15 protein-coding genes are annotated in these 14,909 nt (G+C 61.5%); 3 read left to right on the top strand and 12 right to left on the bottom strand.

Features of this window, described 5'->3' with window-relative positions; translation table 11 throughout:
• Positions 1-3: 3 nt before the first annotated feature.
• The 11 genes from FQ320_RS13645 to FQ320_RS13595 all read right to left on the bottom strand — a co-directional run bounded on the left by FQ320_RS13645 (position 4) and on the right by FQ320_RS13595 (position 11,830).
• Entirely contained in the window at positions 4-369 is a 366-nt protein-coding gene (locus tag FQ320_RS13645; protein ID WP_148473142.1) for a glyoxalase, read from the bottom strand.
• Between the two features lie 52 nt (positions 370-421).
• Entirely contained in the window at positions 422-1,168 is a 747-nt protein-coding gene (locus FQ320_RS13640; RefSeq protein ID WP_148473140.1) for an ABC transporter ATP-binding protein, read from the bottom strand.
• Positions 1,165-2,019, bottom strand: coding sequence for an ABC transporter ATP-binding protein (locus FQ320_RS13635; RefSeq protein ID WP_148473138.1), 855 nt, complete (start codon positions 2,017-2,019; stop codon positions 1,165-1,167). The genes FQ320_RS13640 and FQ320_RS13635 overlap by 4 nt, the downstream gene beginning before the upstream one ends.
• Entirely contained in the window at positions 2,016-2,927 is a 912-nt protein-coding gene (locus FQ320_RS13630) for an ABC transporter permease (protein WP_148473136.1), read from the bottom strand. Before FQ320_RS13630 ends, FQ320_RS13635 begins: the two co-directional genes overlap by 4 nt.
• A gap of 9 nt (positions 2,928-2,936) precedes the next feature.
• Complete coding sequence (locus tag FQ320_RS13625) at positions 2,937-3,941, bottom strand: ABC transporter permease (protein ID WP_148473367.1); 1,005 nt, start codon at positions 3,939-3,941, stop codon at positions 2,937-2,939.
• 54 nt (positions 3,942-3,995) lie between these two features.
• On the bottom strand, positions 3,996-5,594 hold the full coding sequence (locus tag FQ320_RS13620; protein ID WP_148473134.1) for an ABC transporter substrate-binding protein: 1,599 nt from the start codon (positions 5,592-5,594) through the stop codon (positions 3,996-3,998).
• Positions 5,595-5,634: 40 nt separating this feature from the next.
• The gene (locus FQ320_RS13615; protein WP_148473132.1) at positions 5,635-6,696 is read right to left on the bottom strand and encodes a dipeptidase; all 1,062 of its coding nucleotides are present in this window, start codon (positions 6,694-6,696) and stop codon (positions 5,635-5,637) included.
• A gap of 85 nt (positions 6,697-6,781) precedes the next feature.
• Positions 6,782-7,729: a hypothetical protein gene (locus tag FQ320_RS13610; RefSeq protein WP_148473130.1), complete on the bottom strand. Its 948-nt coding sequence runs from the start codon at positions 7,727-7,729 to the stop codon at positions 6,782-6,784.
• Positions 7,730-9,013, bottom strand: a complete 1,284-nt coding sequence (locus tag FQ320_RS13605; RefSeq protein ID WP_255509502.1) for an FAD-binding oxidoreductase — start codon at positions 9,011-9,013, stop codon at positions 7,730-7,732. It abuts the gene before it with no gap.
• A 47-nt stretch (positions 9,014-9,060) separates the two neighbouring features.
• Positions 9,061-10,854, bottom strand: a complete 1,794-nt coding sequence (locus tag FQ320_RS13600; protein ID WP_148473128.1) for a patatin-like phospholipase family protein — start codon at positions 10,852-10,854, stop codon at positions 9,061-9,063.
• Positions 10,855-11,059: 205 nt separating this feature from the next.
• Positions 11,060-11,830, bottom strand: coding sequence for a transporter substrate-binding domain-containing protein (locus FQ320_RS13595; protein ID WP_187393900.1), 771 nt, complete (start codon positions 11,828-11,830; stop codon positions 11,060-11,062).
• Positions 11,831-11,984: 154 nt separating this feature from the next.
• Here FQ320_RS13595 and FQ320_RS13590 point away from each other — a divergent pair, with 154 nt between their 5' ends.
• Genes FQ320_RS13590 through FQ320_RS13580 form a run of 3 tightly spaced genes read left to right on the top strand, consistent with a single transcriptional unit; the run spans position 11,985 to position 13,821 of the window.
• Entirely contained in the window at positions 11,985-12,713 is a 729-nt protein-coding gene (locus FQ320_RS13590; protein WP_305080834.1) for an amino acid ABC transporter ATP-binding protein, read from the top strand.
• Entirely contained in the window at positions 12,713-13,474 is a 762-nt protein-coding gene (locus FQ320_RS13585; RefSeq protein ID WP_148473126.1) for an amino acid ABC transporter permease, read from the top strand. The genes FQ320_RS13590 and FQ320_RS13585 overlap by 1 nt, the downstream gene beginning before the upstream one ends.
• Positions 13,474-13,821 (top strand): carboxymuconolactone decarboxylase family protein, encoded by a 348-nt coding sequence (locus FQ320_RS13580; RefSeq protein ID WP_148473123.1) that lies wholly within the window; start codon positions 13,474-13,476, stop codon positions 13,819-13,821. The genes FQ320_RS13585 and FQ320_RS13580 overlap by 1 nt, the downstream gene beginning before the upstream one ends.
• Positions 13,822-13,827: 6 nt before the next feature.
• On the opposite strand, the gene FQ320_RS13575 is transcribed toward FQ320_RS13580, so the two are convergent.
• Positions 13,828-14,817: a LysR substrate-binding domain-containing protein gene (locus tag FQ320_RS13575; protein WP_148473121.1), complete on the bottom strand. Its 990-nt coding sequence runs from the start codon at positions 14,815-14,817 to the stop codon at positions 13,828-13,830.
• Between the last annotated feature and the right edge of the window lie 92 nt (positions 14,818-14,909).

Genomic DNA, 14,909 nt, shown 5'->3' with positions numbered 1-14,909 from the left:
GAGTCAGTCGCGCCGCGCCATCAGTTCGATCCGGTTGCCGAATGGATCATGGACCAGCAGACGGTGCACATCTGGCAGCACCACATCACGCTCGAACGATATGCCGTGATCGCGCAACCGGTCTTCGACCACCGAAAGCGAGGCGACCATAAAACCCGGATGGGCCTTTTTCGCCGGTGCAAAGGGCGTCTCTACGCCCAGCCGGACCCGGACCGACCCCGCCTCGAACCAGCAACCACCGCGATCGACCAGCTCGGACGGCTTTGCCACTTCCTGCAACATTAAAATGCCACCGTAAAAAGCACGCGCGTCGGCCTCGCCGCCCTTCGGCATCGCCAATTGCACATGGTGCAGGCTCATCAGCATCATATCTTCCGTCCTTTTCGACGCATTTCAGACATGCTCCGTTTCAGGCATCTCTTCACGCACCCACCGAATTGCGCAGCAGTTCCTGCGAATAGGGATGATTGGCCCGTTTCGCGCGCAGGCTGTCCACATCCATGATTTCTACGATCCGACTGTCCTTCATGACGGCCAACCGGGCACAGACATGGCCGACCACCGCCAGATCGTGACTGACCATGACATAGGTCAATCCGTGCTCCGCACGCAAATCGGTCAGCAGATTCAGAATTTCCGCCTGTACGGACACATCCAAAGCCGAGGTGGGTTCATCCAGCAACAAAATTCTGGGTTCCGCCGCCAGTGCGCGGGCAATCGCCACCCTTTGGCGCTGTCCACCAGACAGCTGATGGGGAAAGCGAAAGCGGAATTTCTGGCCCAGCCCCACATCGTCAAGCAGCCGGACGACCCGCGCATCAATGTCGCGGAACCCATGCAGGTGCAGTGTTTCACCCAACACCGCATCCACCGAATGGCGCGGATGAAGCGAGGCATAGGGATCCTGAAACACCATCTGCACGGTTTTGTAAAAGGAACGGTGGCGCTTTTTGGCGACGTCCTGACCATCCACCGTGATTCGGCCCGACCAGGTGGGCACAAGACCGGTGATCGCCCGCAGGATGGTGGATTTGCCCGATCCGGATTCGCCGACCAGTCCAAAGCTTTCACCCGGTGCAACGTCAAAACTGGCATCGGTCACCGCATCCACACGGTTGTGCCCCTTGCCGAACCAGACGTTCAGGTGTTCGACTGATAACATGCTCATATCCGGCCACTCACGCCCGGGGCTTCGGACCATGCGGGATCACGTTTCAGCACGCTCAGCCGTTCGCGCGGTTCGTCCAGCCGGGGCAGCGAATTCAGCAGGCCCCGGGTATAGGGATGCGTCGCTTCATGCAGACGGTCGGCGCGGCACACCTCGACCACGCGACCGGCATACATGATCAGCACACGGTCGCAGAAATCAGCGACAAGGTTCAGATCGTGGGAAATAAAGATCAGCCCCATGCCGCGCGAGGTCACCAGATCATCCATGATCGCCAGCACCTGCCGCTGGACGCTGACATCCAGCGCGCTGGTCGGTTCATCCGCAATCAGGATCTGCGGCCCCGGAATCAGCATCATCGCAATCATGATCCGCTGCCCCATTCCGCCTGACATCTCGTGTGGATAGGCACGCATCACCCGTTCCCCGTCGCGGATAGAAACCGAGGCAAGAGCATCCAGTGCCGCCTGTTTCGCCCCCTTGCGGTCGGATTTATTGGCCAGTCGATAGGCCTCGATCAACTGATCACCGATGGTCATCACCGGGTTCAGTGAGAATTTCGGGTCTTGCATGACCATCGAAATCCGCTGCCCCCGGACCGCGCGCATTTCCTTTTCGGTCATGCCCAGCAGATCGACACCCTCCAGCGCGATCCGGTCAGCCCTGACAATGCCGGGCGGACGGATCAGCCGCAGGATCGCGCGCCCGGTCATCGACTTGCCACTGCCGGATTCGCCGACGATGCCCAGACGTTCCTTGCCCAGAGTGAAGGAGACGCCTCGTACTGCGTCAAACACTCCCTGCCGGGTCGGAAACTGCACCCAAAGGTTTTCGACATCCAGCAGGGTCATAAGCCTGAATCCTTAGGGTCAAGAACATCGCGCAGCCCGTCACCCAACAGGTTGAATGCCAGAGACACGATGAAAATCGCCAGCCCCGGCATCGTCGCCACCCACCAGTGATCCAGAATGAAGCGTCGCCCGTCCGAGATCATCGCGCCCCACTCCGGGCTGGGCGGCTGTGCGCCAAGGCCAAGAAATCCAAGGCCCGCAGCGGCAAGGATGATCCCCGCCATGTCCAGAGTGACCCGCACGATCAACGAAGATACACACAGCGGCCAGATATGTTTGGTGATGATCCGCATTGGCCCCGCGCCCTGAAGCCGGATCGCGCTGATGTAATCCGACCCCCGGATCGTCAGGGTTTCGGCCCGCGCGATCCTTGCATAGGGCGGCCAGGCGGTCAGCGATATCGCCAGCACGGCATTTTCGATCCCGGCCCCCAAAGCGGCAACAAAGGCCAGCGCCAGAACCAACCGCGGAAAGGCCAGAAAAATATCGGTGATCCGCATCAGGATGGTGTCGATCCAACCGCCAGCATAGCCCGAAATCGTGCCCACCAGCAGCCCTGCCACCGGCGCAATCAGTGCCACCAGCGCAACGATATAAAGCGTGATGCGCGACCCGTGGATCAGCCGCGACAGGATATCGCGGCCCAGACTGTCGGTGCCCAGAACATGACTGTCGGTCCCCAGCGGCGCCAGCCGGTTCGCCAGATCCTGCACAAACGGATCGTGGGGTGAGATCAGCGGCGCAAACAGCGCCACCAGCAACAGCGCCACAAGGATCACCAGCCCGATCACCGCCATCGAGTTTCCCCGAAACGACAGCCACCCTTTGTACAGGGCCGAAAACCGGGCGTGTCGGCGCGAAGTCGGCGTTTCGGTCAGCAACCATTGCCGCAGGGTCTGTTCGGTCATCGGCCCACCCTATTTCGCACGCGGGTCAAAAACCCGGTACAACAAATCGGAAAACACGTTGAGCAGGATGAACACCAATCCGACCACCACCGTGCCGCCCAGAACCGCGTTCATATCGGCGCTCAGCAATGCCGTGGTGATATAGCTGCCGATCCCGGGCCACGAGAATATGATCTCGGTCAGCACCGATCCTTCAAGCAGCCCGGCATAGGACAGCGCGATCACCGTAATTAACTGCACCCGGATGTTGCGGAATGCATGGCCCCAGATCACGTTCCACTCGCTCATTCCCTTGACGCGGGCGGTGGTGACATATTCGGCCGAAAGCTGTTCCAGCATGAAACTGCGGGTCATCCTGCTGATATAGGCGAGTGAGTAATAGCCAAGCAGCGATGCAGGCAGAACGATGTGGGAAAACGCGTTTTGGAACACCGTCCAGTTCCCGGCAAGCGCGGAATCGACAAGGATCATTCCTGTCACCTGTGGCACGATATCGACATAGAAGATATCAAGCCGCCCGGGCCCACCGACCCAGCCCAGAATGCCGTAAAAGATCAACAGACCCATGAGTCCGAGCCAGAAAATCGGCATCGAATATCCGATAAGTGCAACAACGCGCGCCACCTGATCGATCCAGCTGCCACGGCGAACAGCGGCGATCACCCCCAGCGGCACGCCCAGAACGATGCCCATGATCACGCCGATGGTGGCCAGTTCCAAGGTCGCGGGAAAGACCCGGGCGATATCTTCGGCCACGGGGCGGGAATTCAGGACCGACTTGCCAAGATCCCCCTGCAGCACATCGCCGATATAGATAAAAAATTGCACGAACAAGGGCTTGTCCAGCCCCATCGCCAGATAGGTCTCATTATAGGTCGACTGGCTTGCCCGTTCGCCGACGATGGCCAGAACCGGGTCGATGGGCATCACCCGCCCGATGATGAAGGTGACAAAAAGCAGCCCCAGCATCGTCACGGCGATCTGCAAAATGGTCTTGCCCACAGCCACCGCCATGGGTGCAAGGGGCGCACGCGGCGCGCGCCCCCCGGGTTCCGCGTTCAGTGCCACCTACTTGGTCACCTGCCAATAAGACGCCGCGGTGATCGCCTGACCGGTCGAGAAATCGGTGACGTTGTCGCGCATTGCCGATTGTTCGATCTGCTGGAACATGATGATGAACGGCGAAATTTCGCGGAATTCGGCCTGAATGTCGTGATACATCTGGATACGTTTCGCGGTGTCGGTCTCGATCACCGCCGCGTCGACCTTTTCCGTCAGCCCACCCGCATCCCACGCGTTGCGCCATGCGAGTAATCCGGTCGCACCCGCTTCGTCCGAGTTGTCGGGGTTGTAGGCGAAAGTGCCGGCATTGGTCTGCGGGTCGGGATAATCCGGGCCCCATTCACCGAGATAAAGATCGAGTTCGCGCGCCCGGTACCGCGACAGGATCTGCGCCGCAGTTCCTACGGTAATGTTCATGGTGATGCCGACCTTGGCAAACTGGTTCTGCATCGACTGGGCGATCTCGATCCGCTCCTGACTTTCGCGCACACCCGCCTCGATGGCGAAACCTTCCGGCACTCCGGCTTCTTCCAGAAGCGATTTGGCCTTTTCTATGTCGAGCGTGAACGGATTATCGTCTACCGCCCCGAGATAGGTGGCTGGCAGGAAATTCTGGTGAATCGTGTACTTCCCCTTGAGGAAACTGTCCTGCATCCCCTGATAATCGATCAGATATTTGAACGCCTGCTTCACCTGTGGCTTGGACAGCTGTTCGTTCTTCTGGTTCAACGAGGCGTACATCAACCGCCCCTTGAGTTCGTCGATGATCTTGACGCCGTCCGCACCCTCGATCCCCGCCACATCTTCGGGGTTCAGGTTGCGCGCTATGTCGATATCGCCACGTTCAAGCAACAGCCGCTGGGATGCGGATTCCTGCACATGGCGCACGATCACCCGCTCCATCGTCGGCGCGCCCTTGTAGAAATCGGGGTTGGACGACAACGTCACAGATTCGTTCGGCTTCCAGGAATCGAGCTTATAAGCATAGGAGCCAGCCGAGTTCGTGGACAACCAGGTGTTGCCCATATCGCCATCGGCCTCGTGCTCCATCACCGTCTTGATGTCGATCACGCTGCCGACATTCGCGGTCAGGGCGTTCAGGATAAACGATGTGGCGTATTGCTTGTCCGTCGTGATCGTCACGGTCTTGTCGTCGAAAGTGATGGTTTCCTCGACGTTTTCGGGGGTGAACCCAAACTGGGTCAGGATAAACGCCGGGGTCTTGTTCAGCGTGACCACCCGGCGCAGCGACATGGCCGCGTCTTCGGCCGTGACCGGATTGCCCGAGGTGAAAGTCATCCCCTCGCGCATGGTGAAGGTGATCGATTTGCCGTCTTCCGACACGCTCCATTCCGTCGCAAGATCCGGCTGATAGCCGGCCTCAAGATCCAGAGGGTCAAAGTTGACGAGGTTGCCATAGACGTTGCGCAACACATCCGAGCCGGCAAATTCAAAGCTTTGTGCCGGGTCCAGCGATGTGATGTCGTCGATCCGATTGGCAATCACCAGCATGTTCGCGGGTGTTTCCGCGAATGCGAAACCACCTGTCACAGCAACCGCAAGGCCGATTGCAGCCCCCGACAGAAGTCTGCTGAAAGAAGTCATGAACTTTCCTCTCTGTTGTTGTCTTGTTGACCGGGGGATCTTACGCCCCCCAGGTTTTCTCGAGTACGCGCAGCCAGTTTTCGTTGCACAACCGGGCAATCAGTGGCGCATCGTAACCGTGTTTCGCCATGGCGGCCCGAAGTTTTGGCAGATCGGCGACGGTTTCAAGCCCATCGGGCACCGTCGTCCCGTCATAGTCCGAGCCAAACCCGACACGCGTTTCGCCAACCCGTTCGATCAGGTAATCCAGATGGCGCATCATTTGATCAAGCGGCGTATCGCTCTGTATCCGCCCGTCTTCGCGCAGGAACGCGACCCCGAAATTCAACCCAACCATACCATCGCTGTCGCGGATCGCGTCAAGTTGCCGGTCGGTCAGGTTGCGGGAATGCGGGCAGATGGTGTGGACGTTGGAATGGGTGGCCACCAGAGGCGCATCCGAATGTTTGGCCACGTCCCAAAACCCGGCCTCGTTCAAATGCGACAAATCAATCATGATCCGCAGCGCGTTGCAGCGTTTGACCAATGCCACACCCGCCCCTGTCAACCCGCCGCCGATGTCTCCGTCACTGGGAAACCGGAATGGCACGCCTTGGCCCCAGATCGTCGGACGGCTCCAGACCGGACCGAGTGAGCGCAGGCCCGCCGCGTGCAACACATCCAGCGTGTGCATGTCGGGGTCGATCCCGTCTGCACCTTCGATGTGAAAGATCGCCGCGATCCGGCCCGCAGCCATGGTCGCGCGGATGTCGGCGACGCTGCGGCAGATGGTCAGAGCGCCCTGACGCTCCAGATCGAACAGGATCGCCGCTTCGGCCATGACAATACCGATGGCGCTTTCAAAGGCGAGAGGATCAGGCAGCGGCAGGTCATAGACCGGCTTTTTCATCTCTTCCTTCGCGGTGTCCAGAGCATTGGCAGACGGCACATAAACGGCGAAAAAGCCGCCGCCAAACCCGCCCGCGCGCGCCTTTGGCGCATCCACGGCCGCGTCATATCCGTTGGTGAACTGCGCCGCCTGCGCCAGTCCGCCGTTGCGCCAGAGTTTCAGAAGTGCGTCATTGTGCCCGTCGAATATCAGGGGCGCTGTCTGTTCGGTCATTTTCGCCTCAGGTGATGTACCCGCCCACGCTACAGGATTGTTCCCACCTTGCGAGTCCGAAATTTTTACCCGGTCACATCCGCAGTCAGATCGGCGGCGTTGCCCGCACCCTCGGGCGATAGAGGCGCTCCATCAAAAGCGGCGTCAGAAACATCGGGATCTGATAGCAGCCGATGAACGGCAAAATCGGGTCCGTCACCTCGGGCGGGAGGGCGACAAGGAACAGCGCCATGTTGCGATTGCCCGAAATCAACGCCACCGGAACCCGCCCGGGCCGATGGCGCAACAAACGGCTGGTGACCAGCTGCAACCCGACATTCACCGCAAACACGACGGCCAGCCAATAGGCCGCCTGCCAGGGATCGCCGCGCAACATCGCCCCCACCGAAGGCATCAGCCCGATCACGAAAACAGCCAGCACCAGCGCCGACATGCCATCCAACCGCTGGGACGCAACCGCCGACATCGCCGGCCATGCCAGACGGCGCAACGCAAATGCCACGCCCGTGGCCACGACAACCAGCGCCAGAAGGCGCAGCGCGGCCCGCAAAACCGCATCCAGCGCGCCCAGTTCGGGCAGTGCCCAGAACACCGGGATCACCGTCAGCGGCAACAGAGCCGTGCCTGAAACCATCAGGCGCATGGCGGTATCGGGTCGTGCGCCCAGCATCGCCACCATATTGGGCGAACTGACGATCGAGGGTGCCGCCGTCATGATCGCGATGGCCAGAATTGTCGGCGTATTCGCCACCCCCGCGGCCGTCGCCAAGCCGATCACCGCGAGCGGCAGCGCCAGTTGCAGCGCCAGCACCATCGCCAGCGTCGCAGGCAGCGCACGCACCGCCCCCACGAACACCGCAGGCCCGATCCGCAGTGCCGCCAGAAACAGCAGAAGTACCACCATATGCGGCACAAAGGGGCGCAGCACCGTGGCCAGCCCCGGCGCACCGATGCCAAAGCCCAGCCCGACAACCAGCACCCAGCGGCCATGGCGCGCCGCAAAACGCAGGGGATCGGGCCGAGAAGCGGTCATTCAGGCAGCGAACCGCGCCGGATCATAGGGGGTCATGTCGGTATTCGGTCGCCGCCCGGCGATCATCTGCGCCAGCAGCCGCCCGGTTTTCGGCCCGCCGGTCAGCCCGACATGGTGGTGCCCAAATCCAAGGAACGCGCCCGGCACCGACGGCGACTCGCCGATCACCGGAATTGAATCGGCGGGGGCGGGCCTGTGGCCCATCCATTCGGTCTGGCGCGCCCATGTCAGGCCGGGCATCGCCGCCTTTGCATGGCGCAACAACAGATCGAAGGGCGCGCGCGACGGGGCCGCGTCCAACCCGCCGAATTCGATCACACCGGCCAGCCGCAATCGCCCGTCCATCGGCGTGACGACAAATTTGCCGGATGCGATCATCATCGGGGCTTTCGGCATCACCGAAGGGTCCCACAACTCGATATGATAGCCCCGTTCGGATTCCAGCGGCACGTCGATGCCCAAGCGTGCGGCAAGTGGTTTGCTCCAGACCCCCGTGGCGATCAGGGCAGCGTCGCAGGGAATAGTCTCGCCCCCTGCCCGCACGCCGCTGATCCGCCCGCCGTCGCGCACAACGTCCGAAACATCCGCCAGGATCAAATGCGCGCCAAGGCTCACCGCATGATCCGCCAGAGCCTTGACATAGGCGCCGGGGTCAGTGATCCGCCCGTGATTGGCCAGTTTCACGGCAAAACTCTGCTCGGGTGCAAAGATCGGATCCCAGGCGGTCAGCGCCGGACGCTCCATCTCTTCCCAGGTGAAACCGTGATCGGCGCGGATCGACCAGCCAAAGGCATCCGCCTGAAACGCCGCACGGTCGCGATAGACATAAAGATAATCCGACGGCACGACAAAGCGTTCTGCCCCCGTGCCTGCCGAAAGTGCCAGATGATCGGCCAGACTGTCCCCAACAATGGGCGCCATGGCGGCGGCGATACGGCGGGTGTCAGCGTCGTTGGCATGACGCAGGTATTTCACCAGCCATGGCATCAGACGCGGCAGATAGGCCCAGCGCAGGAACAACGGCTGATCCCGGTCGAACAGCATGCCCGGAGCGCGCCGGATCAGCCCCGGCCCGGTGACCGGCACGATCCCGCAGGATGCCAGCACACCACCATTGCCGAAACTGGTCCCTTCACCGGGGCCAGCCCGGTCGATCAGGGTGACGCGGTGCCCGTCGCGCAACAGCCAGATCGCAGCCGATACCCCAACGATTCCGGCGCCCACGATGGCCACATGCCGCTTCTTCCCGCTCACATCCCCGTACATGCCTGCCCTCGCTGTCATTTTCGGCGACCTTGGCGTGACCCCGGGGGATTTCCAAGCCGATTCTGCTATCCATCGCCCCAGGGGGTCTCGCCTCCGCCCACATCATCGACCATGTTCCACGGCAATGCAGCGCGCACCGCGGCAAGGCGCTTTACCGGATCGCGGGGGGCATCGGGGCTGCGGTCAACCAGTTCCAGTGCACCCGAGAAGGCGCGATAGCTCGATTCGAACTGTTCACGCGCCCGGGTCCAATCGAGAAACTGCATGTCGCGCAGCGGTGCAATATCGATCATCACATCGCCCGGCGCATCGACGCTGCGCAACCGGCGCTGGGCGTTGACGTTGAACGTGCGCGTCAGGATCGCAATGGCGCTGGGCAGGTGGGCGGGCACACGCCGGCGCAGCGGGCCGGTAAAGGTCTGCCACATCAGTCGGCCGCGCCCGGGAAAATCACCGTAAGCCCCCGTGACCCGCCAGTCGCCGCTGCGCAGCAGGTTCAACAGAACCGCAGGCCCGGGTTTGCGGCTGCGCATTGCCTGAATCGGCGCGTTGTCGATCAGTGCGCCATCCACCAAAACCTCGCCCGCCTCGGCGATCCATGCGGGAAAGATCGCCGGAATCGAGGTGCTGGCCCGCACGGCCTGCCACAGCGGACCCCGTTCAAGCACGGCCATGTCGTTGGTCGTCAGGCTGGTGGCCACGGCGAAGAACGACAGCGGCAGATCCTCGATCCGGTGCGCGCCATAGTGGCGTTGCAGGGCGGCATCAAAGTGGCCCGCGTCGATCACGCTGTATTTCGGGATCGTATATCGCCCCATAACCCGGGCGCGCAGGAACACGTCTTCGATCAGATCCATCACGGCGTCGGGGTCACGCTCCAGCGCCAGCGCCGCGCCCATGGCTGCGCCTGCGCTTGTTCCGCCGATACAATCGAAGGCGATACCGCCTTCGCACAACGCCTTCAGCGCGCCCAAATGTGCCGTGCCCTGCGCCCCGCCCCCCGACAGCACCAGCCCAAGGGCCGAGCCGTCGATGAACCGCGCCAGACGGTCGATATCGCCGCTGCGGTCCAGTGCCACATGGTGATGGCGTACACCCGGACGCAGCGCCAGCCATTCGGTCGTTCCAGTGATCGCGTCGCCCGCCCTGTCACGCCAAAGCACGAGATGGCGCGCGTTGCCGGGACCCGCAACAGGCGGCGCGGACAGGCTGTCACAATGAAACACCTCGTCCACGTCATCCAGCAGATCGCCGGGCGGATCGACCAGCACGATCTTGCGCCCTGCCGCCTCCATGTTGTGCAGCGTGGCACGGGCATCCCCGGCCCCCGCACGCAGGGCGCTCCACCGCCCGATCCGCCCCAGCGCACCCAATAACGGCTGCAACAGCGCTTCGGGGACATCGCCGGTCAGCGCGATACAGGTCGGCGCCAGCGGGCGCAGCGGGATGGCATGGCGGCTGGCCTGCTCCAACCGTCGCGCCAGCACGGCCAGTATCGACTGGGCAATTTCGGGCAGGTCGCGGGCCAGCGCATCCCAATCGGCCCGGCGCAACACAAGAACCTCGCCACTGCGCGATGCCACCACATCGGCAGACCGCACCCCGCCGGAAAAGAAAGCCATCTCGCCCAAGGGTTCACCGGCGCCGATTGCTGCAATCAGCCGCCCCCCCGAAAGCACGGAAAATCGCCCGCGCAGGACCAGAAACAATTCATCGGCCCCATCGCCTGCCGTGATCAGCCGTTCACCCTGCGCGATTGCACGATGCCGGGTCGCCGCCAGCAGCCGTGCCGCGTTAGCGTCGGACATGGCGGCCAGCAACGGTGTGTTGCGCAGGGAAAGGGCAGCTTTATCTGTCATTTTGCCGGATGCAGGTGAATAACGGCACCGCCCGGGGCGGCACCGGCATCACTATCGGATGGCGATGCGACAGGTGCAAACAGAAACGCGCCCCCGGCCCTGTGCTCTGCGTTCCAGCCACGGGTTTGCGCGGGCCAAACCACGTGCGGAAACAAAAACGGCCACACCCGAAGACATGGCCGCTTGCACCGATTGTGGTGAGGGATCAAAGGCCCCACTTTTCCTTTGTCTTCTCGAAAAAGCCGACCGCCTTTTTCAGTTCGATCCAGCTGTTGATGTAGTTGATCCAGACCTGATCGTCCTGCGGCAGGAGCATGGCAATCGGGCTTGGTGCGCGAGGCTCGGTGTTCCGGACGCGGACGATGGGAAACTTCTCTTTCAGCGTCGCGCCTTCGATGTTCGACGTCACAAACACATCGGCCCGGCCTGCGATCACTTCCTGATATCCACGCGCCGGGGCTTCGACCACCTTGATCTGGGCATTGGGGAACCACTCTTTCGCCAGCACCTCGAACGTGGTGCCAAGGGTGGTGGCCACGACAACGTCAGGCTGGTTTACCGATTCATAGCCGTCGAACCTGTCGGACTTGTCGGCGATCGTGAACGGAAAGATCTCGGCCATCAGATAGGGGTCCGAGAACCCGGCCGCCTTCATCCGTGCGGGGCTGATGCTGGCACTGCCGGTCACCTGATACTGACCGGCGACAACGCCGTTCACCAGTGTTTTCCAGTCGGTTGGCACGAATTCAAGCTCGACACCCAGATCCGATGCCAGTTCGGTCATCACATCGACATCGAACCCTATATAGCTGTTCGTGGCCGGATCCCGCACGCTCATCGGATTCCAGTCACCAGTGGTTCCGACCTTCAGCACTCCGGCATCAAGGATGCGGTTCAGCGCCGATTGCGCCACCGCACCCGTTGCCGAAGTGAGGGCCAGTGTAAGGGCGGCGGCCCCCATAAGTCGTTTCAGCATCGCGATCTCCCGCATTCCCGGTATTTCTGTTGCAACCACACATGGCACGTCCCAAACATGGCACGTCTTTGTGTACGTTATGCCCTTGTCGCCAGAGTTAGACCAAAGGTATCCTGTGACAACCACAAACCTTGGGTGATCCGCAGGAGCCGCCGTGACCGAACCCGCCATCGAGATGATCGGCGTCGACAAGTTCTTTGGCGACTTCCAGGTTCTGAAAGGCATCGATCTGACCGTCCAGCGTGGCGAAAAGGTGGTGATCTGCGGGCCGTCCGGCTCGGGAAAATCGACCGTCGTGCGCTGTATCAACCGGCTGGAATCGCATCAGGCGGGGACGATCCGGCTGAACGGCGAAACCGTCACGGACTCTGGCGCGATCCGTTCGGACGTCGGAATGGTATTTCAGCAGTTCAACCTGTTTCCACACCTGACGGTTCTGGAAAACCTCACCCTTGGTCCGATCAAGGCGCTGGGTCTGTCGCGCAAGGAGGCCGAGATCCGGGCGCGTAAATATCTTGAGCGGGTGCGGATTCCCGAACAGGCCGACAAGAAACCCTCGCATCTGTCAGGCGGCCAGCAACAGAGGGTCGCCATCGCCCGGTCCCTGTGTATGGAGCCGCAATTGATGCTGTTTGACGAACCGACATCCGCGCTGGACCCCGAGATGATTTCCGAGGTTCTGGACGTGATGACCGAACTGGCGCTGGATGGCATGACGATGGTTGTGGTGACCCATGAAATGGGATTTGCGCGAAAGGTGGCCGATCAGATGGTGTTCATGGACGCGGGCGAGATCGTCGAATCCGGCACGCCGGCCGCGTTTTTCGATGCGCCGAAATCCGAACGCTGCCGATTGTTCCTGTCGCAGATCCTCAAGCACTGATGCGGCTGTTTGTCCTTTTCGCCGCACTTCTGGCGCTGTCGGCATGTGGCAGCGGGCAGGTCTGGGGCTGGTATGTGATCGATCCGCGCACCGCGCAGGGCTGGACCAATGTCCGTTTTCTGATCAGCGGCATGGGGGCCACGATCCTGTTGTCCGTGCTGGCGGCGGCAATATCGATGAGCGTTGGGCTGATCGTCGCCCTTCCCGGCCTTTCGGACAGGCGGGGCTGGCGGCTGGTCAATCGGGTGTATGTCGAATTCATCCGGTCGATTCCGCTGTTGCCGATGCTGTTTTGGGTGTTTTACGGGCTGCCGATCATCTTTCGGTCTTTCGGGCTCAATATTCCCATCGATGCCTTCTGGGGCGCGGTGATCACGCTGGCAATTTCGGACTCGGCCTTTACCGCTGAAATCTATCGCGCGGGAATCCAGTCTATCGCGCGGGGTCAAAGCGAGGCGGCCCAGACCATCGGGCTGAATTACTGGCAGACGATGCGCTATGTCATCCTGCCCCAGGCCCTGCGCCGCATCCTGCCGCCGCTGGCAAACCAATTCATCTACATCGTCAAGATGTCGGCCTTTGCCAGCGTGATCGGGATGCAGGAGCTGACGCGGCGCGCGAACGAACTGGTGGTCACGGAATACCGGCCGCTGGAAATCTATTCCCTGCTGATCGTGGAATATCTGGTGCTGGTGCTGATCATCAGCTTTTTCGTCCGTTGGCTGGAACGGCGGATGGGATCCGACGAAAGGGCAGCTTGATGAGCGGAATAACCGACTGGCGGGCGTTCATGGATGGCGTTTCGGACGAAGTCAGCACGCTGTCAGGTGAAATTCCCGATACAATGGCGGGGTTCAACGCCATGGGACGCGCGGCAAAGCAATCGGGCGCCCTACCCGAAAAGACGAAAGAGATCATGGCGCTGGGCATCGCCATCGCAACCCGCTGCGACAGTTGCATCGGGTTTCACGTCAAATCCCTGATCCGGCTTGGCATCACCCGGGCCGAATTATGCGAGGCGCTTGCCATGGCGACCTATATGGGTGGCGGACCATCGCTCGCCTATTCCGCGCGGGCGCTGAAGGCATTCGACACGTTCACCGCCTGAGCCGCGTCAGCCCATCAATTCCTGTACGAACAGATCGGAAAATTCGCTGGCCAATCGCGTCAGCGGGCGGCTTGGCCGTGTCAGCAGACAGGCCGCGACAGGGATCGGCGGATCAAACGGACGGATGACCACATCGGGACCGGGAAGAAACGCGGCAGTGTGGCGATCGACCACCGCCACCCCGTTGCCCGAGCGAGCCAGGATCGCCGCCGTGTGGCAATACCGCACCTCGGTCTGCGGCAGATAGGGCACCCGTGCCTGTTCGAAAGCCGTCTGAAGCAGCAGCCCCAGACGGGACGCGGTTTCAAGACCGATCAGTTCGTGCCCCACCAGATCCCGTGGCCCGATCACCGGCAGTTTCGCCAGCGGGTGATCGGCCCGCATCAGGGCAACCATGCCATCTGTGCGCAATTTGCGCACATGCACGCTTGGAAACGAATCGACGGCAAGGCAAAAACCGATTTCGACGGCACCGATGGTCACCGAATCGATCACACGATCCAGCCGCCCCACATCGAAATGCACCGTGACCCCGGGTCGAGCCGCCAGAAAAGCGCGCAGCACACGGGGCACCACCGAATACCCCATCGGCGGTGTCGCCATGATCCGGAGCTTGCCCACCGACCCGCTGCGCAGATCGCGCACACAACTTTCCACGCTGCGCATCTGTTCGAACAATGGCTCGACTTCTAGGAACAGGCTTCTTGCATCGTCCGTCGGGATCAGCCGCTTTTTCTCTCGGGTGAACAGGGTGATGCCAACCTGCCCTTCCAGTTGCTTGATCGCGGTCGATACCGAAGGCTGGGAAATTCCCAGTTCTTCGGCAGCCGCCACGGTGGTTTGGTGCAACATCAGCGTGCCGAAAATTTCCAGCAGGCGGAGCGACAGGTCATTGCGGTGTGCGACTTTCATGACGATTTCATAACGCGATTGCAGACAATCCGCCAGCGCCGCCGCCGATGCCGTTGCGACGCCGTTCAGCGTCGAACGGAGCACCGGGAGCCTTCATGAAGTATCAGTATCAACGCATCGCAGCCTTCGAAATGCGGTTCATGCGTTAGGTTGGAAAAGCGCCGTAAAGTATTGAT

This window comes from Oceaniovalibus sp. ACAM 378 (assembly GCF_008085915.1).
GTDB lineage: Bacteria > Pseudomonadota > Alphaproteobacteria > Rhodobacterales > Rhodobacteraceae > Oceaniglobus.
This window is presented reverse-complemented; position numbering and strand designations above follow the sequence as displayed.